The 20,600-nt window shown below is 44.7% G+C and carries 36 protein-coding genes; 7 read left to right on the forward strand and 29 right to left on the reverse strand.

Annotation, left to right across the window (positions count from 1 at the left end; genetic code table 11):
* Positions 1-221: 221 nt before the first annotated feature.
* From QXE01_06185 to QXE01_06215, 7 genes are all read right to left on the reverse strand, one after another.
* Positions 222-350, reverse strand: coding sequence for a hypothetical protein (locus QXE01_06185; GenBank protein ID MEM4970823.1), 129 nt, complete (start codon positions 348-350; stop codon positions 222-224).
* 29 nt (positions 351-379) lie between these two features.
* Positions 380-745: a hypothetical protein gene (locus tag QXE01_06190; GenBank protein MEM4970824.1), complete on the reverse strand. Its 366-nt coding sequence runs from the start codon at positions 743-745 to the stop codon at positions 380-382.
* Positions 745-981, reverse strand: a complete 237-nt coding sequence (locus QXE01_06195; GenBank protein MEM4970825.1) for a hypothetical protein — start codon at positions 979-981, stop codon at positions 745-747. Before QXE01_06195 ends, QXE01_06190 begins: the two co-directional genes overlap by 1 nt.
* Positions 982-1,324: 343 nt before the next feature.
* Complete coding sequence (locus QXE01_06200) at positions 1,325-1,486, reverse strand: hypothetical protein (protein MEM4970826.1); 162 nt, start codon at positions 1,484-1,486, stop codon at positions 1,325-1,327.
* A 158-nt stretch (positions 1,487-1,644) separates the two neighbouring features.
* Positions 1,645-2,061, reverse strand: coding sequence for a glycosyltransferase (locus QXE01_06205; protein MEM4970827.1), 417 nt, complete (start codon positions 2,059-2,061; stop codon positions 1,645-1,647).
* Positions 2,062-2,168: 107 nt separating this feature from the next.
* Positions 2,169-3,182, reverse strand: coding sequence for an ATP-binding protein (locus QXE01_06210; protein ID MEM4970828.1), 1,014 nt, complete (start codon positions 3,180-3,182; stop codon positions 2,169-2,171).
* Positions 3,169-3,918 carry a DUF86 domain-containing protein gene (locus QXE01_06215; GenBank protein ID MEM4970829.1) on the reverse strand — a complete coding sequence of 250 codons (750 nt, stop codon included), beginning with the start codon at positions 3,916-3,918 and terminating at the stop codon, positions 3,169-3,171. The genes QXE01_06210 and QXE01_06215 overlap by 14 nt, the downstream gene beginning before the upstream one ends.
* Between QXE01_06215 and QXE01_06220 the strand changes: the two genes are divergently transcribed.
* Together QXE01_06220 and QXE01_06225 are read left to right on the forward strand one after the other, a co-directional pair.
* Complete coding sequence (locus QXE01_06220) at positions 3,912-4,148, forward strand: hypothetical protein (GenBank protein MEM4970830.1); 237 nt, start codon at positions 3,912-3,914, stop codon at positions 4,146-4,148. The two genes, QXE01_06215 and QXE01_06220, sit on opposite strands and share 7 nt — an antisense overlap.
* Positions 4,141-4,335 carry a nucleotidyltransferase domain-containing protein gene (locus QXE01_06225; GenBank protein ID MEM4970831.1) on the forward strand — a complete coding sequence of 65 codons (195 nt, stop codon included), beginning with the start codon at positions 4,141-4,143 and terminating at the stop codon, positions 4,333-4,335. Before QXE01_06220 ends, QXE01_06225 begins: the two co-directional genes overlap by 8 nt.
* A gap of 475 nt (positions 4,336-4,810) precedes the next feature.
* Here the strand turns inward: QXE01_06225 and QXE01_06230 are convergent, their stop codons facing one another.
* From QXE01_06230 to QXE01_06310, 17 genes are all read right to left on the reverse strand, one after another.
* Positions 4,811-5,200, reverse strand: a complete 390-nt coding sequence (locus tag QXE01_06230; GenBank protein ID MEM4970832.1) for a nucleotidyltransferase domain-containing protein — start codon at positions 5,198-5,200, stop codon at positions 4,811-4,813.
* Entirely contained in the window at positions 5,187-5,522 is a 336-nt protein-coding gene (locus QXE01_06235) for a DUF86 domain-containing protein (protein ID MEM4970833.1), read from the reverse strand. Before QXE01_06235 ends, QXE01_06230 begins: the two co-directional genes overlap by 14 nt.
* Positions 5,519-5,653, reverse strand: coding sequence for a hypothetical protein (locus QXE01_06240; protein MEM4970834.1), 135 nt, complete (start codon positions 5,651-5,653; stop codon positions 5,519-5,521). Before QXE01_06240 ends, QXE01_06235 begins: the two co-directional genes overlap by 4 nt.
* Before the next feature lie 34 nt (positions 5,654-5,687).
* The gene (locus QXE01_06245) at positions 5,688-6,725 is read right to left on the reverse strand and encodes an ATP-binding protein (protein MEM4970835.1); all 1,038 of its coding nucleotides are present in this window, start codon (positions 6,723-6,725) and stop codon (positions 5,688-5,690) included.
* A 195-nt stretch (positions 6,726-6,920) separates the two neighbouring features.
* On the reverse strand, positions 6,921-7,349 hold the full coding sequence (locus QXE01_06250) for a hypothetical protein (protein ID MEM4970836.1): 429 nt from the start codon (positions 7,347-7,349) through the stop codon (positions 6,921-6,923).
* Positions 7,350-7,475: 126 nt separating this feature from the next.
* On the reverse strand, positions 7,476-7,673 hold the full coding sequence (locus QXE01_06255) for a hypothetical protein (protein MEM4970837.1): 198 nt from the start codon (positions 7,671-7,673) through the stop codon (positions 7,476-7,478).
* The gene (locus tag QXE01_06260; GenBank protein MEM4970838.1) at positions 7,666-7,983 is read right to left on the reverse strand and encodes a hypothetical protein; all 318 of its coding nucleotides are present in this window, start codon (positions 7,981-7,983) and stop codon (positions 7,666-7,668) included. The genes QXE01_06255 and QXE01_06260 overlap by 8 nt, the downstream gene beginning before the upstream one ends.
* A 77-nt stretch (positions 7,984-8,060) precedes the next feature.
* Positions 8,061-8,261 carry a PaREP1 family protein gene (locus tag QXE01_06265; protein MEM4970839.1) on the reverse strand — a complete coding sequence of 67 codons (201 nt, stop codon included), beginning with the start codon at positions 8,259-8,261 and terminating at the stop codon, positions 8,061-8,063.
* A 407-nt stretch (positions 8,262-8,668) separates the two neighbouring features.
* Complete coding sequence (locus QXE01_06270; GenBank protein ID MEM4970840.1) at positions 8,669-9,073, reverse strand: PaREP1 family protein; 405 nt, start codon at positions 9,071-9,073, stop codon at positions 8,669-8,671.
* Between the two features lie 12 nt (positions 9,074-9,085).
* Positions 9,086-9,514 carry a hypothetical protein gene (locus QXE01_06275; protein ID MEM4970841.1) on the reverse strand — a complete coding sequence of 143 codons (429 nt, stop codon included), beginning with the start codon at positions 9,512-9,514 and terminating at the stop codon, positions 9,086-9,088.
* A gap of 168 nt (positions 9,515-9,682) precedes the next feature.
* Complete coding sequence (locus QXE01_06280; GenBank protein ID MEM4970842.1) at positions 9,683-10,027, reverse strand: nucleotidyltransferase domain-containing protein; 345 nt, start codon at positions 10,025-10,027, stop codon at positions 9,683-9,685.
* 4 nt (positions 10,028-10,031) lie between these two features.
* Positions 10,032-10,247, reverse strand: coding sequence for a HEPN domain-containing protein (locus QXE01_06285; protein ID MEM4970843.1), 216 nt, complete (start codon positions 10,245-10,247; stop codon positions 10,032-10,034).
* Positions 10,248-10,278: 31 nt separating this feature from the next.
* Positions 10,279-10,458: a HEPN domain-containing protein gene (locus tag QXE01_06290; protein ID MEM4970844.1), complete on the reverse strand. Its 180-nt coding sequence runs from the start codon at positions 10,456-10,458 to the stop codon at positions 10,279-10,281.
* A 382-nt stretch (positions 10,459-10,840) separates the two neighbouring features.
* Positions 10,841-11,179, reverse strand: coding sequence for a nucleotidyltransferase domain-containing protein (locus tag QXE01_06295; GenBank protein ID MEM4970845.1), 339 nt, complete (start codon positions 11,177-11,179; stop codon positions 10,841-10,843).
* Positions 11,166-11,606 carry a HEPN domain-containing protein gene (locus tag QXE01_06300; GenBank protein MEM4970846.1) on the reverse strand — a complete coding sequence of 147 codons (441 nt, stop codon included), beginning with the start codon at positions 11,604-11,606 and terminating at the stop codon, positions 11,166-11,168. The genes QXE01_06295 and QXE01_06300 overlap by 14 nt, the downstream gene beginning before the upstream one ends.
* 283 nt (positions 11,607-11,889) lie before the next feature.
* A complete protein-coding gene (locus QXE01_06305) occupies positions 11,890-12,294 on the reverse strand; it encodes a nucleotidyltransferase domain-containing protein (protein ID MEM4970847.1) in 405 nt (134 codons plus the stop codon).
* Positions 12,264-12,677 carry a HEPN domain-containing protein gene (locus tag QXE01_06310; GenBank protein ID MEM4970848.1) on the reverse strand — a complete coding sequence of 138 codons (414 nt, stop codon included), beginning with the start codon at positions 12,675-12,677 and terminating at the stop codon, positions 12,264-12,266. The genes QXE01_06305 and QXE01_06310 overlap by 31 nt, the downstream gene beginning before the upstream one ends.
* Positions 12,678-13,648: 971 nt before the next feature.
* On the opposite strand from QXE01_06310, the gene QXE01_06315 reads away from it, so the two are divergent.
* The 3 genes from QXE01_06315 (at position 13,649) to QXE01_06325 (ending at position 14,986) form a co-directional block, all read left to right on the forward strand.
* A complete protein-coding gene (locus QXE01_06315; protein MEM4970849.1) occupies positions 13,649-13,792 on the forward strand; it encodes a hypothetical protein in 144 nt (47 codons plus the stop codon).
* A gap of 494 nt (positions 13,793-14,286) precedes the next feature.
* Positions 14,287-14,559 (forward strand): ribbon-helix-helix protein, CopG family, encoded by a 273-nt coding sequence (locus QXE01_06320; protein ID MEM4970850.1) that lies wholly within the window; start codon positions 14,287-14,289, stop codon positions 14,557-14,559.
* On the forward strand, positions 14,531-14,986 hold the full coding sequence (locus QXE01_06325; protein MEM4970851.1) for a type II toxin-antitoxin system VapC family toxin: 456 nt from the start codon (positions 14,531-14,533) through the stop codon (positions 14,984-14,986). The genes QXE01_06320 and QXE01_06325 overlap by 29 nt, the downstream gene beginning before the upstream one ends.
* Before the next feature lie 564 nt (positions 14,987-15,550).
* Here QXE01_06325 and QXE01_06330 read toward each other — a convergent pair.
* Together QXE01_06330 and QXE01_06335 are read right to left on the reverse strand one after the other, a co-directional pair.
* Positions 15,551-15,937 carry a nucleotidyltransferase domain-containing protein gene (locus QXE01_06330; protein ID MEM4970852.1) on the reverse strand — a complete coding sequence of 129 codons (387 nt, stop codon included), beginning with the start codon at positions 15,935-15,937 and terminating at the stop codon, positions 15,551-15,553.
* Entirely contained in the window at positions 15,927-16,310 is a 384-nt protein-coding gene (locus tag QXE01_06335; protein MEM4970853.1) for a HEPN domain-containing protein, read from the reverse strand. Before QXE01_06335 ends, QXE01_06330 begins: the two co-directional genes overlap by 11 nt.
* A 149-nt stretch (positions 16,311-16,459) precedes the next feature.
* Between QXE01_06335 and QXE01_06340 the strand changes: the two genes are divergently transcribed.
* Positions 16,460-17,473 (forward strand): ATP-binding protein, encoded by a 1,014-nt coding sequence (locus QXE01_06340; GenBank protein ID MEM4970854.1) that lies wholly within the window; start codon positions 16,460-16,462, stop codon positions 17,471-17,473.
* Between the two features lie 362 nt (positions 17,474-17,835).
* On the opposite strand, the gene QXE01_06345 is transcribed toward QXE01_06340, so the two are convergent.
* Positions 17,836-18,849 carry an ATP-binding protein gene (locus tag QXE01_06345; GenBank protein ID MEM4970855.1) on the reverse strand — a complete coding sequence of 338 codons (1,014 nt, stop codon included), beginning with the start codon at positions 18,847-18,849 and terminating at the stop codon, positions 17,836-17,838.
* Positions 18,850-19,167: 318 nt separating this feature from the next.
* Between QXE01_06345 and QXE01_06350 the strand changes: the two genes are divergently transcribed.
* Positions 19,168-19,587: a hypothetical protein gene (locus QXE01_06350; GenBank protein ID MEM4970856.1), complete on the forward strand. Its 420-nt coding sequence runs from the start codon at positions 19,168-19,170 to the stop codon at positions 19,585-19,587.
* A gap of 7 nt (positions 19,588-19,594) precedes the next feature.
* Here QXE01_06350 and QXE01_06355 read toward each other — a convergent pair whose 3' ends face one another.
* Complete coding sequence (locus QXE01_06355) at positions 19,595-19,921, reverse strand: (Fe-S)-binding protein (GenBank protein MEM4970857.1); 327 nt, start codon at positions 19,919-19,921, stop codon at positions 19,595-19,597.
* The coding region (locus QXE01_06360) for an FAD-linked oxidase C-terminal domain-containing protein (protein MEM4970858.1) at positions 19,899-20,600 on the reverse strand (702 nt) is incomplete at its 5' end. The genes QXE01_06355 and QXE01_06360, both read right to left, overlap by 23 nt.

Below are 20,600 nucleotides of genomic sequence, written 5' to 3' on the forward strand. Positions count from 1 at the left end.
AGAGATGCAGAGCCAATAATCAATAACCCAACTGGGCACCTGCTACCACCTCAGATGTAATTAAATATAAGACATCAGATCTTATCTGCTTATACCTAACTATTTAGAGGTCTTCAAATGCCATTTGATCATAGAGCGTCTCATCATTATTTTAATGCTTCTAATAAAACCCCTTATGATATCCTCGGGCTAACAACCATAATATCTAGCTGTGGTTTTATCTATCTTATCTTTATTATCGCCTCCCAGGGCATTCCTGTGAGGGGTGTTAGGCCTGCTAGGGTTGTTAGGCTCCATGAGATTGTTGTGAGGGTTATTGCTATGGGTGCCCATTTATTAAGTCTATACATGTCTCTTAGGGCTGGCTGTGATGCTAGCTCTAGGGGTGTGTCCCTTTTAAGGCTGAGTATAGCGTCATAGCTATTATTGGTGCTATGTATATCGAGGACCAGGCATATAGTGTGTATCCATAGTAGATGCTCATGATACTCGAGGGTATGTTCTCAATACTCCACTTACCTGGGAGCCCTTTCAAAGCTATGTTGAGTGTCTGAAGCACTGGGTTCAATACGCTTCCGCCTGAGAGGCTTCTATCGACTATCTCTCCTATGGCTAGTGGTATTGTTGCCGAGGATAGTGAGAGTAGTATTTTGAGAAAGATCTCTCTAGCCCTTCCACGGAATATAGATCCTATCACCCAGAATGCCGCGTATAGAGCATATGTCCAAGGATGGATCATGGCCATTAGAAGTAGCAATACGAATGAGAGAGGCCCCGGCTCAGAGAGAGTAGTAGGATCCCTAGTGAGAGGGCTATGCTGTTAGTCTGGTACCCCCCTGCTATGAATCCAAGGCTGCTATGCCCCGCAGAGGTTAGAAGGGCTATCCAGCCAGCCCAGCCCCTCCCATATAGCTTCGAGGCTGTATAGTATGTTGCTAGCACGAGCATCTCTATAGAGGCTATTGGGTGGATTATATCCATGAGGATAACGGGGTCTCTGACGAGCGTATAGAAATAATATATTAATATAAAGGTATATTGGCCTCTCGGGATAGTTGGTTCTCAAAGCACTCCAAAGACCACTAGCATCAGCATCGTGGAAGAACCTAGCATAGAAATATGTATCAACACTCATAGGGGCTAGAGAGGGGTTAACACTCGGTAGATGCGTGATTATAATGAATATCGGGGGTATAGAGAGCGAGGCCAACAATATATATCTATTGGAGAACCCCTTGGAAGGCTCCATTATCTTTCTCGCCTATACCTAGGAGCTTTGCTGAAACACCGTGAATGAAAGGCGATAATAAGCTCATCATAGCGGTTAAAGCACGTATACAAATTTTGTATTGCATTCCTTAGGATCTATGTAGAAACTCTTTATTCTAAACTTGTCACCTGACTTGTAATTAACAACATGCTTATCACTAACTTCAACAACCTCCACAACAACCTCGTAGATGTCGTCGATGATGTCCATACCCAATTAAAACATCAATCCTTTTATTTACTCTTTACAATGTGTTCCTGCAAATTAACTTGGGGTCTGTATCTATGATATTCAGCAATTTGTTCTATCCTCGGGGAACTTGATGCAGGAAACCGCTCCTACCCCGGGATCGCTGAAATACCTGACAACTTTCCTCAGAGTATCTCTGTAGATCCACCTAGAGTCAGCATCGGTAACAACACGATTTCGCTCGAAATCCTCTTCAAAACCTCGTTCAACGCAAAAGCCTTACCCCTCCTAACAGATTCTCTTAGAAGAACCACCTTGACGTCTGGATGACTCTTGCTCCACTCTAAAACCTTCTCCGGAGTCCCGTCGTTGCTCGCGGAGTCGACTACGATTATTTCGAGTCTATCCCTTGGATAGTCCTGCTCGTAAATGTTATCTAGCTTGGCCTCGATAAACCGAGCCTCGTTGTATGTAGGCACTATAATCGATGCCTTAGGCATATAGCTATAGTCTATCTCGATGCTCCACGATTTATTCAACCACCTTGTCTTTAGGTACCAATAATAGATCAGGGGTATGCCGAAGTGTATGGCCCCCAACATAATTGCTAGGAGTTCAGCTACCGACATATGCTGTAGTTGGTAGAAGTGTTCTTAATGAGTAGCGTGGCTATAGAGCTCAACTCTGTTGTTGAAGGATGTCAGCAATATCATCTTCTGAGTTCTTCAAGTGCTTTTCTAACAGCTTCTCTATGCAGAGGTGTTTGCCAAGCCACGTACCTACCAATACCGAGATCGAGGTCTTTCTCTGGTGGTGGAAGGTCTATCCAGGCTTGGGGGTCTCTATCGTACATTTCATGAATCACCAGATTTAGCTCGACGAGTTTGTGTAGCAACTCTAAACCCTCTCTACTCATAAGCGCGTCTGGGTCGTCTATTGCTCTTCGAAGTATCTCTTTTTCGCTGTTGCTTAGGGAAGATACAAATGTTCTGAGCTGCTTCTCTCTAGCGATCCTATTGACCATGGCATCAACGCTCCATTCACGCTCATAGAGCTCAGCTAATAGCTTAGGATTTCCACCTGTCGCCTTCCAGACATATTCGAAGCAAGGCCTGTCTCCAGGAATCTTCTCGTATAGCTGTTTAAAGCCCTCCTTGGGCATGTTCCACATTGGTAGTAGCTCAGCCCACCTATGCCTACCAATCTCCCTTCTTGAAATACCCTCACTTGTCGTTGCAATAACGACGATTCTCTCATAGCTTCTCGGAGGATGCTCAATGAGATTCAACAACCCCTTTACATACATCGCAGCCTTATCCAAGCCTATAGCCTGGAAAACATCGTCTACCAATATAGCGATACTCCTTTTACCTGCCCTAAGAGCATAGCCACCGAAATCCATGGCTAGTGTAGCCAGCTTAAGCTGGGCTATGCCGAGAGCCTCTGAAGCAGCTTCAACTAACCTCTTAACGAAGTCCTTTAGGTCTGTGTACGCAAGGAAGTCTCTTCTGAGAGGATCAATGTAGATGACATCGAAGCCAAGCTCTCTCAATAGCTCAGCGGCTTGCTTAAGCCACGCTGTTTTCCCACAACCTTCTGGACCAAAGACAACCTTTACATCTATAACGCCTTTCTCTGCCCACTCCTCAACACGCTTAAGAGCATGTTCACGATCAACAAACTCGATCTCTAGATCGGCAAACCTAAGCTTAACCCTCTCCATAGCTTGCCCTCTCTACTCTGCGTGCTAGATAGTCTCTAACTTCTTTTTCCAGTCTTGACGCAACATCTATAATCATCTCTGCTTGTATCCATAGCTTTTCGTAATTGATCTCTCTATATCTGTGCACTAGTGCGTGTCTCATTGGCATTAACTCTAATAGCTTATCAACCACCTCCCCGCTTATCACACCTCTATCTCTACATATCTCGACGTAGTCCTTGTAGTACTCTGCTACTCCGAGGCCTAGGCTAGACACTATGTGTCTTAAGAGATCGATCATACCCTCTATCGCTGTCTGTATTGTTCTCTCCAGAGCCTTCCTCAAGTACTTGTCCCACATTACCCCTTCAAAGCCCTTTTCGCGGAGCTCTCTGAGATCCTCTACATCTTCTCGTAGCTTTGTGAGAATCCTCATGATCAGTGCTTCATCCACGCCATCTCTATCGAGCCACGCGTAGAAGCTTGCTCTCTCACACTCCATAACCTCCACAACCTCGTGCTCCAGCCCCTTCTTAAGCACCTCCTCATAGCCTCCTCTATCCAGGAGCCTCACCCCATGCCTCAGTACTCTAAGTCTTAGGCTAGGAGCAGCGTCTTCGAGGTCTAGGATCGAGATCTTCTCCTCAGCTATTTTGAGAGCCTTGGAAATCTCGGCAGTAAGGTAAGGTATAACCCTCCGAGCAACTCCTATCTCTTGACAGAGAGGAGATTCGACAAATAGGCACTCATATGGCAAAAGTACATAGGTTTACTGGTGGAGGGGGGTTTAATCCGCTAAAGGTTCTAGCCGACGTGGTAGTAATTAGGCCTGAACCCGTGCGTGGATTCCAGGAATTCCTCTACTCTGCCTGGGCGGACATCGTGAACAGTGGTATAACCTCAAAAGTTGCTGAGTGGGTGTCTCAAGTTTCTAGTGAGGAGTACCTCGATATAACTGCTGAAATTCTGGGAGAGGACAGTGGCTGAGGCTGCTGCGAATCGCCGAGTTGTTGATATGCTTAGAGAGGTTGTGAGTAGGTTTAGCGAGGTTAGGTTGGCATATCTATTCGGTAGCTATGCTATGGGTAGGGAGACGCCTGCTAGCGATATCGATATAGCTGTTCTCGTAGAGAGCAAGGATCTATCTCCTTTTCAACTAAGTAGAAGTTCATAACAGTTCTTTCAACGTCTATAAGAATGGTTTTAGTCTCGCCGGTGGAAATGTGGAAGGATACGAATGTTCTAGGCATGTGTGCTCCGTAGTTGTATACTAAGTGGTCGAGGCCACTGCTTTGATACGTTGTATGAATGCTGGAGAGAATGTCGTGTAGAAACACCCCTCCAAAGACTGGTCTAAAGCCATGGGCCAGGGCAATAGCTTCTAAAACCGTTGTCTTCCCACTGTTGTTAGGTCCCACAAGTATTGTGACAGGGGCTAGTTCTACGTTGCCTTTAATAACTCCTCGAAAGTTTCTCAATGTAAGCTTGCTGATGTATACCACTCTAAGCCCCTTACAAATCTATCCTAATAAAATAGATTTATGTATGATCCAACATCTAGGCTCAGCTGCTTGTTCAAAAAGATTTTGCTGTAGCATCTCTCTAGATATAGTCTCAGGCCTAGATATCCTCTCAATGTTTTAACCCGTTCAACGTTTACTAGCATCCATGTTCATGAGTATTAGTTCGTCTATAGTTTGGGATAGCATAGCTTCGTAGAGGCCGGGTTCCTCAACTAGAACCATACCTTTAGTCAGTACCCAGAGCCTAAATCTTGGCGAGAGAGCCTGTAGCGGCACTATATCTATGGGGAGGTTAAGTGCTTCCTCGAGTTTTACGCCTAGCTTTAGAATTCTATCCAGGTTTTCGAAATCCTCTAGATACACGGCGATATCTATATCTCTGAAGCTATCGGCTTCGATGAAGCTGCCGAAGAGGATTGCTAGTTTGACCCCTTTATCAACTAGAGTATCTCTCAGCTTCTCTATAACCCTGCTCTTCTCCTCCGAACCCAGTCTATAGTATCTAAACCTGTGCATTGGCTAGAAATCTCTTTAACCTTTCGATAAGGCTGTGCACAGGCTTGAAATTCTCATTCTCCTTAATACTGTCATACACCCTCCTATCATCTATGACCCAGTACCTATGCACCAGGAGATTCCTTAGCCTCAAGAGCTTCGCAAGTTCATCACATTCATCAGATGTTAATAGACCCTCATCTCTCAATATCCTTAGAGCGTGGATAGGCGTTTCAGGCTCTTTACCAAATGCTCTTCTAGCTATGTGAAGAGCTAGTGCTATCAGAGCCTCTACCAACACTATTATGTTGTATCTAATAGCGTACCTCTCAGCATCGCTCAGCCCTCGTAGGGTTTAGAAGAATAGCTTAGAACATCATTTATAGCCGATTTAATATCTGCCACAAGCTTATCCACATAGCCTCTATTAACCCCGCTCAAACCTATATAGACACCCTCCCCTTCCACCTCCATACACTTTCCCTTATCTACGGATCTCCAACGGCTGTTAACCAAGACTCTGCTCATTGAATTCCTCAAGTGCTTTCCTAACCGCTTCCCTATGCAATGGCGTTTGCCAAGCCACTCTCCTTCCAATACCAAGCTCAGAATCCTTCTCGGGAGGTGGGACATCGATCCATGATGTGGGGTCTCGATCCCATACGTGGGAAATCAGGTTCAACTCTATGAGTTTCCTTTCAAGCTCTCGAACTTCTGGCTGTGACAACTTCTCAAAGAGAGTATCGGGATCTTGAACGATCTCCTCCAAGATCTTCCTCCTACCCTCCCCTAGAGACTTTATGAATAGCCTTAGCTCTCGATATCTAATGATATCGTTTACCGCGGCGTTCACATGCCACCGCGCTTCGTAGAGTTTTGCTAGCATCCACGGATTTCCACCGGTCCACCTCCAAACATCTTCGAAATCGGGTTTCTCGCCTGGTAGCTTCTCATATAGTTCTCTAAGTCCTTCTCTAGACATGTTCCACATTATGGCTATGTCGGCCCACCGATGTCTACCAATTTTCTCACGTGTAACACCCTCACTACTAGATACGAGTATAACCATTCTTTCATACGGTGTTAACGGATACTCGATAATGTTTAGTAGAGACTTAACATATAGCTCGGCCTGATCGAGACCAATAGCCTGAAAAACATCGTCTAGTAGAAGAGCGATTTTGGCTCCACGGAATCTCTCCATGACTACACTTGCTAAGGTTAGAGCGAGTCTAGCGATATTTGGCAGGGGCTTGGGTAGGGATTCGATTACCTCATGTAGAACATCCTTTAGCGATGGGGAAACCCAGAAAGCCCTGTGAAGTTCTTCCAACGGGTTCAGATATATTACGTGGTATCCGTATTCGCTGAGCATCGAAGCAGCCTGCCTAAATAAGGCCGTCTTACCGCAACCCTCAGGTCCATAGACAACTAATGGAAATCTAGTACCTCTCTCAGCAAGTTTACGGATATGCTTAATTCCCTGATCACGATCTGTGAACTCTATCTCAAGATTCTCTGCAAATCTGAGTATAACCCTTTTCATCCTATCTATCACTTATAGCTAGTATTATGAGCTAATTTAAGGGCTCGATATATATTTCTAAGTATCTTCGGTAGGCTTCAGCAACTTCTCCAACAATTGCCCCTAACTATCTATAAAATTCCCCAAACGATCCTAATAAGCTATTCCGCCCTACCCAGACCTTGTCAAATGATTCTATATATAGATTTTCCGCTTCTATAGTGTTCTATATGGTGTTGGCATGTTTATAAACTGTAGCCCTAGAACTAATAGCTCCTCAACCCTTCTCAACAATTCCAGGATACCCCTTTTAAGGGCTATCAATGCCCCAATAGCTATAGCCCTCCCCCTAAGGCTCTGAAGCTCTATCCTAGCAATAATTCTTCTAGCAATATCTATCAAGGCCATCGATCTCAGCTTATAGCCCTTAGAAAGCCATATCCTAAGGGCTATTAAAAGGGATCTCTCTAATGGATCTAGATATCTGAGAGCCCCCAGCCTAGCCGCCTTCCTAAAATAATACTCAACAACCTTTAAATCAATCCTACTGGGAGCCAATAGATCAACTATACCCGGTAGAACCCTTTCAAGAACATCCCTACCAATTTTAATAACCATTGAAGCGGCTAGGCTGGAGGCAAGCACAAAAACACACCTATCAATGTTAAATAATAAGCCTTAAAAGTATTATCGTATGTGCCTAGCTGGATACTGTCTTGAAATGATTCTAGCTTCATGCTTACTTAGCTTCTCACAATTTCTAATAACTTACTAAGATCTATTAACTTCTACCGCCGTTATCTCTCCCGCCCTCTTATCCCTATATAGGTGTATTAGTAAGTGAATAGGTTCTCCCTCTTCTGGTTCTCTGAATCTTATGTGTAGGATCCCCTCTTCAGGTATTAGCGATTCTTCGATCACTCTCCTGGGTAGGCTGGTTTTGGATAGCTCCTCCATCCTCTCAATCATCCACTTCATATCTAGTTCTAATAGAGATGCTATTGCCACCTCCTCTCAGCCTTCTATATGTTTTCACACCTATTATATATGCTGTCTTCAACGCATCTTCAGCAACGACAACATTCACCCAGTGCTCATCTATTTTCTTTAAGAGGTACTTCACACCATACGCATCGCTATAAACTTCATCGAGAGATTCTAGGATTCTCTTGATTAGCTGTCTAAGCTCATCTACACTCCTCATACTAAGCATGACTGTGAGATCTCGATGTTTCGACATTATGTATTTAAGTACTCTATCTGGTATTCTTATAGACAAAACACTGCCTCTCCATAAGCTATTACTCCTAAACCTTAACTGTCGTGCGGTGACTTCTAGATATGCACTGTTCCGACCTATCCTTTCCCAGATTCTCCCAGAATTTTCTTCGTGTAGTTGAGCAGCCACTCTGCTAGTGGTAGTAGTGTTTCAACATCCCCAATCCTATACTTTGCTTCGTGAAAACCCAATATATGTATATCACAGGCAGCTGTCCACGCATACCTTATCCCCTCCTCTCCAAGCTTCTTACTTAGATCAGTCGCAGCACTATACAGCTGTTTTCGGTTTCATATAGGTATATGGTTGTTGATATTAACCGCGTTTAGCCCTTAGTGCTATCAGATATACAATGCCATATGTTTATCAAACCCCCACAATCCAAAGATCATACGCTTTATAGCTAGTTGTTTAATTAGAGAGCGGTACTATGAGCTCGATGAGCAATACAAAGAAGAGGAAAGGCTTCGATGAAGATCTACACGTCCCCGAGGGGAGATATGCTCCCGTAGGCGGCGTGGAGAGAATATTGGGGGTATGAGGGCAAGCAGAAATATAGAAAACAATGAACCGCAATTGAGACCCAACACTATTCTGAGGGCATCGTAGTATATCTCTTATATTAACCATCCTAACAGTCTGTTCCAAGTGTTTTGAAGCTCTGGAGAAACCTAGAAGATCGATGCTATATATTCCCCAGCTCTCTATATACCAGCTTCTGCAGTATGTCTATCAGCTTCTCAGCATCGATCCTGCACTCCTCGAAGTCTATTTCATCCATGAAGCTGTGGAAGAAGTTGGCATGGAGCTTCTCGCATGATCTATATAGCCTAAGGATCTCCGGCTCACGTATTCTCTGTGCTAGAACGTTCATGAACATCCTTAATTCATCGTGTTTTCTAATTGGCTCTCCTCCGTAGAGCATGCTCAGCATAGATGCTAGATTATTCAGTATACCCCATAGCATTTCAGATGCTTTTTCAAATTCTCTTCTATCTAGATATTCTTGGTAGTTCTTAAAGTAGATCTCAACGATACCCATTCTACGCCTAACCTCTTCTAGAAGCTCTTCGCTATATAGATCTGTCACTGGTTGAACCCCTTATGCTTCAACGTCTCTGTGTGGATATAGCTCTACCACTCTATCCTCTCCATCTCCCCTAATCTCTACTTTGAAGAGCTTAACCTTTACCATATACTCATCTGGAAATATAGCAGCATCTCTCAGAATAGACCATGAAGCCTCCTCAAAGTATAGGCTATCATAGGGTATGAGGAAACCAGGTGTGAGGTAGAACTTAACATTCCTCCCAATCACATGCTCCTCTATAACCTTCTTCTCTGTATCAGATAAGGGCCTATGGATCCTGGACACCTCGAGTATAGAGCCATAGATCCAGTAGTCAGCAGAGAGCGATCTCAACGCATATTGTGAGCTAAGGTACCTCCTATCTACAGATAGATAGCAGGGGGAAACGCCAGTCCTTGGGGAAATCCCTCTCCTAAGTATCGAGGAGACTATTAAGGGCACTCCTAACCCTCTCCTAAGAAGAGATGCTTTCCTAAGCTCTTAACTCTTTTTACCTTCTATGCACTTTTATCAAGAAACCATTTCCCGCTTCACTCTCACGTTTCCTCTCTCACAGTGTTTTCAATTTAGATAGCTGGAATACATGTATTAGGAAGCATGCTCGCTTCCTTAACCTTCGACATCTATTCTCACTACCTTGCTCTTCTCTAGGAATTTTTGGAGGCTTCGTGGCCCTACTATATGTAGTTCTACTGGGGCGTGGAGCGGGAGTCCTAGCTCCTCAGCTTTCTCGAAGATCTTAGCCTCAAGATCTATGATCCTATCGTGATCTGGTTCTTCTGGGAGAGCTATCACCACATCTATATCGCTTAGAATCGTGAGACGGTTCTCAGCAGCTCCACCCACAACGTAGACCTCTGCACCTGGCTCCACCATCTTCGCGGCTCTAGCAACTATTGCTGCTAGCTCCCGCCACCGAGCTAGATCGTCTAGAATGATCCTGCTAAGCCTCATCACCCTAACCTCCGAAAATCTCCTTCTCTAGACCCTCCACAACCTCCACAACCTTTCTCGCAGCTTCTAGCAGAGCCTGGGCCTGATCCCTGGAGTACTGGAAAGACCCATAAACAGCTCGAGTATGTGCATCCTCGAGCTCTGCTAATATCCTCCTATTCCACCTAACGAAATCCATCACCCTCTCAGCCTGGGCGCGAAGCCCTCTATCCTCCAGCATATAGGCTAGAAGCCCTAGCAGGGCTCGAACGCTATGACCCCCTCCACTCCTCGCCAGCTAGCCTGAGGAGGAAGCTCCTAACGTATAGCTGAGCGGCGTATTCGGCATTAAGAACAGCTAGATCATACTCAGCTTCACCTACAAGCCTCTCAGCCAGCCTAAGCATTGATAATGCTCTCCTCCTTAACAATATAGCATACTCACCACTCACAGATGACACACCTCTCTAAGAGCCTATCGAGGTAGAGCATGTTGCACCACGCACTCCATGAATAACTAAGTTTATCTCCTCCTCAATTATTGTGCATAACCCCCATTAACTCCTTAACACCCTATAATATCCTCTAAATACTCTCTCATAACAAGGCCTTCATAACAATATCTTGGCATAGAAGCTTGTCTGAAGATCTCCACCTACCCTCTCATTTCCAAGAGCATATGTCTTAATAGCTAGAAAATACACCCTAGATCTTCTCAGAACTGTCTAAGACAGCCCTCCCAAAACCCTTGGGAGTGTTGCTATGATTATAGATTATGCTGATCAACCTATCCAATCGATCTTCCTCCTACCCTAGAGAACCGATGTCTCAATGCTACTTTATTCTCAGCGTCTTACCCCTCCTCTCAATCTGCATAAACTCCTCCCTACCCATCACATGTATCTCTACCGGGTAATCCCATGGGAGTCCATAGATATCCACAGCCCTCGAATATATCTTTCTCCTTATCTCAACCAGCTTCTCAGGAGCTGGGGGTTTTTCCAAGACTATTGCGACGTCTATATCGCTGAGAACTGTGAGCCTATCTTCAGCGGCTCCTCCGAAGACATAGACCTCTGCGCTGGGCTCGATATCCCTCGCAGCCTCTGCTATCTTCTTAACAGCTTCTCTCCACATTCTGAGATAGTTTATATGGTATCTAGCCCAGAACATCCCTCTCAACCTCCTCTAGAACTCTATCGAGCTCCCCACATATTCTAAGCATCTCCTCAACATCTTTTGCTGTGTATGTGAAGAAGCCATATCTAGCCATTGTATAGATAGCATCTATATCTGCCAGCGAATCCCTATACCTCCTAGCGAAATCCCTTAGAGACATGGCAACACCGCTAAAGCCCATCTCATCCAACCTAGCAGCCAATATGCCTAGGAGCTCCCTAACACTAAATATTCTTGGGAAATCACCTAGGAGTCTAAGCATAGACGCCTTAACCCTAAGCTGGCATGACTGCTGAATATTAAAAGCCGCGAGATCCAACACACCCCTCTCCAAAAGCTCCCTACCAACACCGAGAAACACCCTAGATCTTCTCTTCAAAAGCTCAACCCTCTCACCACTCAAACCAATCAACCAAACCAAGCTATTGCTCCAAGCGATCTCCACAATATTTTAAACCCACATATATTTAAAGACCATATCCCTAGCAACAATCTAACTTATAACCCCTATAGAAGGCTAGACTCCTCATATAGCCATCCAATCCACAAGCCAGATGTTTTCCCCGCTCTCCACACAGATCCTCTTCATCTTACCCGATCCCCATTGGATGATCCTTGTTGGGTTCTAGGGCTGGGGTTTTATGATGTGTGTTAGGTCTATTGAGTAGATGATCTTATATTAGCTATGCCATATATATTAACCTCTAAAGCAAGCCTTGTCTAATCCAGGTTCCCCCCTTTCTAACATATTTCTTCTTAGCTTCTTGTATAAGCTCTTCCACCCTCTGACTAGCTATTATGGGTATCCCCTCTATCAGGGCGGAGAGTGCTAGAGGGTTTCCTCTGAGGACCATGTTTTTTAGCTCGTCAAAGGTATATAGGAAGAGATCGATTCTATAGATCCGAAATTCCGCTGCAAGTCTGAACCTCTCTAGTATAGGGATACCCCTCACATCATCTGTTAGCACTAGAATATCTAGATCACTCCAATCCCCACCACCACTCCTAGCCCACGAGCCAAAGAGCATGGCAGCCTCTACTCTAAATCCTCTCCTCATCAGCTCGTTGAGAAGCTTCTCTACATCTCTACGCCAAGGCTCTTCAGCCATTTCTCCACCCACCTCATGATCTTCTCAGCAGCCTCCAGAGCCCTCCTAGCTGTTGCCTCATCATAGTACATGCCTGGATAGCCGCTTTCAAAAGCATTTGGATATCTCGAAGGTATATAATGCCTATCTAGTTCTCTCGCATATATAAAAAGATCTTCATTTAAACTCCCAACCTCTCTAGCTATTGCTAAGAGCTCTACAACCGAATGCCCACGAGAGCTCCTGCCATATGCGTAGAGAAGGGCTTTAACAGCTTTCTCAGCAGCTTGCTGTGATTGGAAGCAGCTCCACTCGTAGTTGCCATCCTCTAGGCTGTCTCTAGCAGCCTTTAAATCCCTCAACGCCTGCGCAAACCACCTTCTAGCCTCCTCAAACCTCTCCACATCTGATCACCGGGATCTGCTGAGAATAGATCCCAATATCTCAACCTCGAACCATAGGGCTATTTCGAAAGGATCTCCCTATAGTATCTCTCCAGCCTAGGCTTTAAATCCAGATACTCCTTCAACACCCTAGCCTCGAACTCCACTCTCTCCACCCTATCTCTCAATCACAATAAAACCCTTGGATATAACTTCATAGGTGTTCTGGTTTCATTGGGCTTGGTATCAAAAGATATCAAGCCCTCTGCCTCATCACCCCCTGTCTAGCCTTCCCACCCGCCCTTCGGGAGCCACTCTCCCTCGGGCGAGTGGGAGGCTTCATAGAGCTCTTCCTCCCCCCTCGCAACTGCTCATAGAGTTCCATATGAGGAGATACTCACCTATGCTCTAAAGAATAACCTCACAAAATCCCAACACCCAGAGATAGCAGTTGCAAAGGCACTATCGAGGCTATCGAGGGCCGGGTTCATAAGGAGAAGCTGGGTGTGGATCTCACAGAAGAGGCAGAGACTCTATTGCCTAAGATAGTTTAAAACAACACCACGCTAGGTGATCATCTAACAAAAAACGTTAGCACTAAGGCTAAGCGACCCCGTAGCTGTGGTTTAGAGGCTTGTTTGCTTTTTGTTTAGGAAATTTCCTAAACAAACCATAAACCTAGTCCTAAGACTAGAAGAAACTTGGATAAGCTCTTTGGATAAGCTCTACCATTGTAGGCCACGATAGGATCTTTATTAGAGCTTGTTTAGGAAGCTTCTTAAACAAGAAGCTCTTAGTAAATTTACTAAAAGCTCAAAACCTCCGGAATTAAAGTATATTCCTAATTTATATATCATAAGATATATTGCTTGTGAGGTTTCCTAAACAAAACTTGGGGATTCTACAACTGAAAGCCTCACCTCTTTAGGGCGGGGATGGCGATATGCTTTAAGCTTTGATGCTGGTACTATAACTAGATGATGCGGTTAAGCATGGCAACCAGGCCCCCGGATGATCATAGATGGGGGCTAGCAACAATATCCCCGAGTCCCCGGGAGGGGATAAGGGTAATGGGCCGGAGACCCGGCCTAGGGCTAAACCATGCGAGAGACCATGGTGATCTACTATGGAATTGAAAGTAGAATTGAAAGATTGAATTGAAAGGATATACTAGCTCTACCTCTACGTCTCAGAGCTGAGTCTTTCTAAGCTCATACACAGTATATATATAACTAGGTTCTAGCATATTCCCACAGCTTATCCACTCTACTATTTGAACCGCTATGTCTAGCGACCCAGCTAACACCTCTTGTCTTTTATCCGAGGCAAGGATCCCGTTTTCTGCCTATGGCTGCTGTTTTGGGTTTCACGGTGATTTATTTTTGTTGATAGAGGCGATAATGTGAAGGGATCAAAGCCCCATGAAACTAGAACCCCTATATCTATCCACCTCTAGGCATAATCAATCCCTTGGCATGAAGTGCGAGGTTTTTGGATGTAAAGGTAGATATTATATGATCGATAGATCCCTCTCGGGAGTGGGGTTCGGCTAGGTGGTGAAGTTTATATCTATAGCTGGTGGCGAGATATCTTTTATACTGACATAGGTATATTCTGTATTGGGATTTACGTGGTTAGGGTTAAGACTAGCATCTATATTGATAAAGATCTGTGGGAAAGGCTTAGGGAGTATGCTTCGAGAAGGAATATGGGGGTTAGCAGGTTCCTAGAGGATCTGATTAGAGAGGGTATTGTTGAGGAGGCGCTGGATAATGAGCTACTAGAGCTTGCTGGACATAGTGACTACGAGGTGGATTTCGAGCCTGTGGAGCCGAAGGAGGGGCTTGTAAGTGGATTGATCAGGGTTATGAGGGATGAGAGAACCGATCGCATATCTAGATAGCAGTGCTATAGTGAAGAGATATATTAGAGAGCCTGGAAGTGATAGAGTAAAGGAGCTCTATCTAAAAGCATATTCAGGTGAGACGATCCTCTCCTATAGCTTATGGAATATAGGGGAGGTGCTAGGGGCTCTAGATAGGGCTGTGAGTATCGGTAGACTAGATTCTAAAGCATATAGTACTGCTAGAAGGAGATTCCTGCTGGAGACGAGGAGATTAGCTAGGCTAGGACTCGCAATAATAGTACCTCTGAGAATCAGCGTTCTGAGGGAAAGCTGGAGGCTACTGGAGAAACACCATATCTACGAAGCCGATGCTCTGCAAATAGCATCTGCTAAATACATAGGTGCCACCTATTTCCTAACAAGTGATAAAAAGCTGAGCGAGATAGCATCTACTGAGAAGCTAAACAGCATCTACCTAGGCTAATCATAAACTAATCCAACCCCCATTACTGCTCTAAATGGATGAGGCTTTCAGTTGAAAGAGAATTGCGTGATATATATTCGAATACATAGAACTGGGGATCTGATGAAGCTTTAGGTCAAAATATTCAAATGCATATTCGTGGGAAACGATGTAGGAATATTCTACTGAGTCAAATGCCCAGATATCATGTTATAGTTCTAACAACCGCTATATCGCAGATGCCTTCAACCCTATAGCTGATCTCTAATACTGCTTCTCTTGGAAGGCTTATAGATATACCTAAGGGCTATGTGATCAACCTCTCTAGGGATCCCCTCGAAATCGGTGTTTCTGGTTGAGACCCCTACCCTGCATAGTTGGGATTGTCAAGGTTCTTGATAATACATTCCAAGATCTTTGGTTCCGCAGGGTATAAGACCTTCGAGGATATGGGCTAGACCCCTTATAAGTATAAGTTCTTACTACTGGTGTACGAAGTAGGTAGGTAGCTCTTAGAGACTTTTAGGCTGTATACAAGGTGCTCCGAGATGGTTTGGCTATGTCATGATTCTATGGAGCTGATTGCTATTCGATCTTCACCCATGTTCTACCTATTCTCTGGTATTTCGAGCGGATCCTCTTAAACTCCTGCATAACATTGTTTAGAAGGGCTTCATCAGCATATAGGATTCTCCCGTCCTCTAGCGCTTCGAGTATAAATGTATTTCCCTCTCTAAGCTTTTTGAGGAAAACCTCTGTATTCATCCCCACTGGCTGTACATTGGGGTTGCTAGGGTCTATGAGCATTGCATATGCCTCCCTCGGATCTCTCGGTATATTATCGCCTACAACTAGTACATCGTAATCGCTATACTCTGTATAGTCTCCCCGAGCCCTTGACCCGAATAGTATTACGAGCCTCGCACCAACACCTCTATATCTCTCGATGAGATGTGATAGGCTATCGCACAAGGCTCTTCACCCAGTTTAGTACTCTCTCAGCACATCTTATACACTCCTCCGCATCCCCCACGGTATAATAGTCTAGGGGGGCGCCCTCATCATATGCATTTGGATATCTTGTTGGGATATATTGCTTATCGAGGAATAAAACACACTCCCTAACATCACCGGGAATATCCATCCCGAGCTCGCGGATCAGGTAGAGGAGGGAGTGCCCCCTACGCTCTTTATTATAGAAGTTCAGCAAAGCCTTAAGAGCTTTCTCAGCCGCCTGGTGGGACTCGTAGCATGACTCCTCATATAAACCCTCCCTCTTATTCACAATAGCCGAGGCGAAGTTCCTCTCAGCCTGTCTAAGCCAATCCCTATAGCGGGAAACCATGGGAGAGCCCTATCTAAAAACAGTTGTGTTATCTCAAATTTCAAACCCGCTTATCGGAGCATCCCTATCTATATATCCTTTCCAGCTATAACCAATAGGGATATAAAGCTATAATAACCACCTAAAATCTATAGGAGGATACCAGTTAGATGAGAAGGATAAAGCTGAGATTTGCAGACGATATAGAGGTTGATTTCGTAGATAGGGAGCAGGCTTTGAAGAGGGTTGAGGAGTGGGCTGAGAAGGGTATGGTGAATGTCCAAGTAGTATATGGCCCGGAGGGATGTGGGAAAACAGCATGGCTTAAACAAAGTATAGAGCTATTAAAAGAACTAGATTTTGACATAATCTATATAAATCCTATTGAAAGAGAACTCCACACAGAGATCAGGGTTAAAGATGTTGAGACCAGATTACTCGAGATACTCAGGGGCGCTACCGAGGATACCTGGGGTAGGGTTGCATGGGCCGTTATAGATGTTGCCAGAGAGATGATCAAAGCTGGGAGGAAGAAGCTAGCGGTTGTGGTAGATGATGTTTTCCAAGCAATAGGGTTGGATAAGGCTGCGATATATGTTAAGGGTTTGTTAGGTTTAATTGAGTATCCTCCTAGAAGCTATGAGAGGATCGTCACAGTCGTTGCAACTAGCGAGGGTATTTCTAAGAGGGAGATTGGTAGGCATAGATGGGCTGATATTCTCCCTATGTGGAACATGCCTAGGGAGGGTTTTAAAAAGCTATATGATCAAATACCTGGTGATAAACCCGGCTTCGAAGAGATCTGGAGAATCACAGGTGGGAATCCAAAGATGCTGGCAAATCTCTATAAGGCGGGATGGGATGTTGGAGAGATAATAGAGAAGATCATTAGGATGAGGGGGGTAGAAGAGTTTATAGCATCACTAGAAGATGTTGAGAAGGCTTTGCTATCAGACGCGATCGAGGATCCCGATGTTCTAATGAGCAGAGAGGGTATTAGTCTTCTGAGGAGGCTTGTTGAGCTCAACCTTCTAGTGGATTCTCTATACAGCAGAAAATCCACATTATGGGTTGATGATCCACCCCCTGATAAAGATCCCGAGATAGGGATAGGGAAGCACGTTGCATGGCAGACACCGCTACATAGAGAAGCTATTAGAAAGGCTCTAGAGATCCGCAGCTGATATATCCATCTAAGTTTTGGCTAATAAGCAAAGATAGATCCATACCAACATAATATATATGGAGTGAGAGAGGTACAAGACCCCTTAGTATGGTATGGTTATAATTAGAAGGAATAGGATCCAAGAGATTCTGAGAATTAGCAGGGATAACCATATAAAGCTTTAATTAATGGGTTTAAAACATGGTAATTCCATAGAGGAGCTTTACAGCCATGACAAACGATGCTAAACTTATCCACAGATAGGGGGGATATGGCGTTGTGCTTGATAGAGACCCATGGAGTGTGGGTGAAGCTGGTGAACCTATACCAAGGGTTAACCCTGATCAAAGAAACAAAACTATAGAGAAATGACTGGAAACATCATGAGAGGGAAAACGCTTGTAGAGCGGTTCTAACAGCTTCTCTATGTAGTGGGGTTTGCCATGCTATATATCTTCCTATGCCTAGCTCTGGATCTCGTTGTGGGGGTGGCTGATCTATCCAGAACCATGGATCCCTTTCAGGTAGGAAATACATTATCAGGTTTCTTTCTACTAGCTCTTTCACAAGCTCTTCAGGTGTGTTAGAGCTCCATAGAGCATCTGGATCTTCAACCGCTCTCTCCAGCCAGCTTCTCCACCGCTCTAAAAAGCTTGCTGTGAGCCTCTTATCTATAACGAGATCACTAACTAGCTTTATATAGCTCCACCTATATTTATACAGCCTTGCAAGCATAGCTGGATTTCCACCACTTAACCTCCAGAGATCTTCAAAAGGAGGTTTCTCACCAAGAATCGAGTCATATAGCTTTAGAAGCCCCTCCCTACCCATATTCCACATAGGCCTCATCTCGGCCCATCTATGCCTACCGATCTCCCTTCTAGAGACGCCTTCGCTTGTTGTTACAACCGTTACTATTCTCTCGTAGTCGGCTGGTGGATATTCTATTAATCCCAGTAACCCCTTTACATAGATGGCTGCTTTGTCTAATCCAATGGCTTGGAATGCATCATCTACCAAAACAGCTATCCTCTTCCTACCCCTTTTCAAGGCGTATTTAACAAGGTCTATTGCTAGTGTTGCAAGCCTAACCTCAGCCCTACCAATGATATCCGATGCCGCCTCAGCAAGATCCTTGATAATCTCCTTCAAATCGGTATAAGCTATAAAATCCCTACGAAGAGGATCAACATATATAACATCAAAACCAAGCTCCCTTAATAACTCAGCACTCTGCTTAAGCCAAGCCGTCTTCCCACATCCCTCCGGGCCATATACTACTTGGACGAATCTAGTTCCTCTCTCAGCCCACTCCTCAACCCTCTTCAAACCTAGCTCTCTATCCACAAAATCAACCTCTATGTTGTCTACAAATCTCAGCCTCACCCTTTTCATATAGATAGCTTCACCCTAAGCCTCCTAATATAGTGGATTTGGTTAACTATATATCTCTATATCCAATTGTGGATCTCTTTTAGAGGTGGGTTCTCAAACAATGTCTGCTATTCTCTTTTTAGTGAGGTGATACTATTAAGTTCCTCTTGATATAAGCAGGAAATGCGATAGATATTCTTGAGCCTTAATAGGGCATCTTGACCTCTTACCTGTCCTGGGGGCGAGGCTTACAGATGTAATACGGGGTTGATTATGTATGGGGTGTAAAGATGCTCCTTGTGAATATCTTTCTTTATATGGATAGATGTTGGGGTTCGATTGCCCTGTCCATTTTATAGGGCTGGTGCTTGTCACTCGCCTAAGCTGGGCGAGCCTAGTGATTCTGTTGTAGCTGCATATAGATGTGGCGGTGCTCCCGAGGTTTATAAGGGGTGCTCGTTCTATGTTGAAACGGTATCAGGTGCAGATAAGCCTCTGAACCAGGGTAATAATAGTGGTAGAGGGGGTGTCAGGGTTATTACTAGGAACTCCATCGCATCCAGGATCTATGGTCCTATACATATGCTGAGAGAGCCTATATCCTCTGAGTGTCCCCACTATAGGGTTGAGAGTGTTAGCGGGGGTTATGTAGCCCTCTGCAACGTGCTTAAAAGGCCTCTCACAAAGTATGAGGCTAGGCTGTGCTCGCTATATTGGAGGGATTGTCCATATGTGAATATAGTTAGGGCTTCAAGCTAGATGTAATCTAAATGGATCTGATCCTCATACCCTGAGAGATCCTCACCAGGATAGCTCTTCCAGCCTCCACAATACCTGGTATATCAACACCCGTTGGGCATGGGGGTACACATGCGTAGCATAGGAGACATGTGTAGAGGTATTCAGCCGTCTTCTCCGAGTATATGCCGTTTAGGAGTAGACCAACAACCCTCACCCTACCCCTAGGCCCATACCCCCTCTCACCCGTCTCTGCTAGGGTTGGGCATGATGATTCGCAGAAGCCGCAGAAAACACATTTGCTGAACTCCTCCCTAGCCTTAGCAATAGGATCATATCTTACCCCTTGCCTCATATGGGATCACCCTACCGGGATTCAAGATCCATTTAGGGTCGAAGACCCTTTTAATCCCAGCCATCAGCTCTAGCGTGTGCTCTGAGTTTCTATTCCTAAGTTCTATTAGTAGCAGCTCTAGCTTCATAGATCCTATCCCATGCTCTGAGCTTGATGTGCCCCCTAGCTTGAGGGCTTCAACAACTATATCCTTTGCTATGCTCATCACAACAGATCTATCGCTGGGATCCTCTAGATCACCCTCTATATGTGGATGTAGATTTCCATCTCCCAGATGACCCCCCAACTCGATCTCCCTACCATATCTCCTCTCGATCTCCCTGATCCTAGAGATGAACTCCGGGATCTTGGATATAGGCACAGCTGTGTCCTCAGCTATTACATGCTTACGCTTCTTCAGCCTAACATAAGATGGGAACATAGATCTCCTGAATCTATATATCTCCTCAAACCCCTCCTCACCACTCATAGCAGTTGCTATATATATAGAGCCGCTGCTCCTAGCAAAGTCCCTCAGCATATTGATGAGCCTCTCAGCCTCATCCCTGGAATCTGCCTCTAGATCCACTATGATTGTATGGCCAACAGGTATATTAATACCAGTATTTCTTATCACCTTCTCAGCAACCCTATCCTCCATATACTCAGCCACAAGAGGAACCCTACCCCTTCTAACTTT

Source organism: Sulfolobales archaeon (assembly GCA_038897115.1).
Taxonomy (GTDB): Archaea; Thermoproteota; Thermoprotei_A; order Sulfolobales; family AG1; genus AG1.

Excerpts from the sequence above, each read along its gene's own strand:
- QXE01_06185 (MEM4970823.1), bottom strand. The coding sequence starts at position 350 with ATGTATAGACTTAATAAATGGGCACCCATAGCAATAACCCTCACAACA.
- QXE01_06190 (MEM4970824.1), bottom strand. The coding sequence starts at position 745 with ATGGCCATGATCCATCCTTGGACATATGCTCTATACGCGGCATTCTGG.
- QXE01_06195 (MEM4970825.1), bottom strand. The coding sequence starts at position 981 with ATGGATATAATCCACCCAATAGCCTCTATAGAGATGCTCGTGCTAGCA.
- QXE01_06205 (MEM4970827.1), bottom strand. The coding sequence starts at position 2,061 with ATGTTGGGGGCCATACACTTCGGCATACCCCTGATCTATTATTGGTAC.
- QXE01_06210 (MEM4970828.1), bottom strand. The coding sequence starts at position 3,182 with ATGGAGAGGGTTAAGCTTAGGTTTGCCGATCTAGAGATCGAGTTTGTT.
- QXE01_06220 (MEM4970830.1), top strand. The coding sequence starts at position 3,912 with ATGGCAAAAGTACATAGGTTTACTGGTGGAGGGGGGTTTAATCCGCTA.
- QXE01_06230 (MEM4970832.1), bottom strand. The coding sequence starts at position 5,200 with ATGCACAGGTTTAGATACTATAGACTGGGTTCGGAGGAGAAGAGCAGG.
- QXE01_06240 (MEM4970834.1), bottom strand. The coding sequence starts at position 5,653 with ATGGAGGTGGAAGGGGAGGGTGTCTATATAGGTTTGAGCGGGGTTAAT.
- QXE01_06245 (MEM4970835.1), bottom strand. The coding sequence starts at position 6,725 with ATGAAAAGGGTTATACTCAGATTTGCAGAGAATCTTGAGATAGAGTTC.
- QXE01_06255 (MEM4970837.1), bottom strand. The coding sequence starts at position 7,673 with ATGATTGAGAGGATGGAGGAGCTATCCAAAACCAGCCTACCCAGGAGA.
- QXE01_06280 (MEM4970842.1), bottom strand. The coding sequence starts at position 10,027 with ATGAGGCTTAGCAGGATCATTCTAGACGATCTAGCTCGGTGGCGGGAG.
- QXE01_06285 (MEM4970843.1), bottom strand. The coding sequence starts at position 10,247 with ATGCTGGAGGATAGAGGGCTTCGCGCCCAGGCTGAGAGGGTGATGGAT.
- QXE01_06295 (MEM4970845.1), bottom strand. The coding sequence starts at position 11,179 with ATGTTCTGGGCTAGATACCATATAAACTATCTCAGAATGTGGAGAGAA.
- QXE01_06305 (MEM4970847.1), bottom strand. The coding sequence starts at position 12,294 with ATGGCTGAAGAGCCTTGGCGTAGAGATGTAGAGAAGCTTCTCAACGAG.
- QXE01_06315 (MEM4970849.1), top strand. The coding sequence starts at position 13,649 with ATGGCAACCAGGCCCCCGGATGATCATAGATGGGGGCTAGCAACAATA.
- QXE01_06325 (MEM4970851.1), top strand. The coding sequence starts at position 14,531 with ATGAGAGAACCGATCGCATATCTAGATAGCAGTGCTATAGTGAAGAGA.
- QXE01_06335 (MEM4970853.1), bottom strand. The coding sequence starts at position 16,310 with ATGGTTTCCCGCTATAGGGATTGGCTTAGACAGGCTGAGAGGAACTTC.
- QXE01_06340 (MEM4970854.1), top strand. The coding sequence starts at position 16,460 with ATGAGAAGGATAAAGCTGAGATTTGCAGACGATATAGAGGTTGATTTC.
- QXE01_06345 (MEM4970855.1), bottom strand. The coding sequence starts at position 18,849 with ATGAAAAGGGTGAGGCTGAGATTTGTAGACAACATAGAGGTTGATTTT.
- QXE01_06355 (MEM4970857.1), bottom strand. The coding sequence starts at position 19,921 with ATGAGGCAAGGGGTAAGATATGATCCTATTGCTAAGGCTAGGGAGGAG.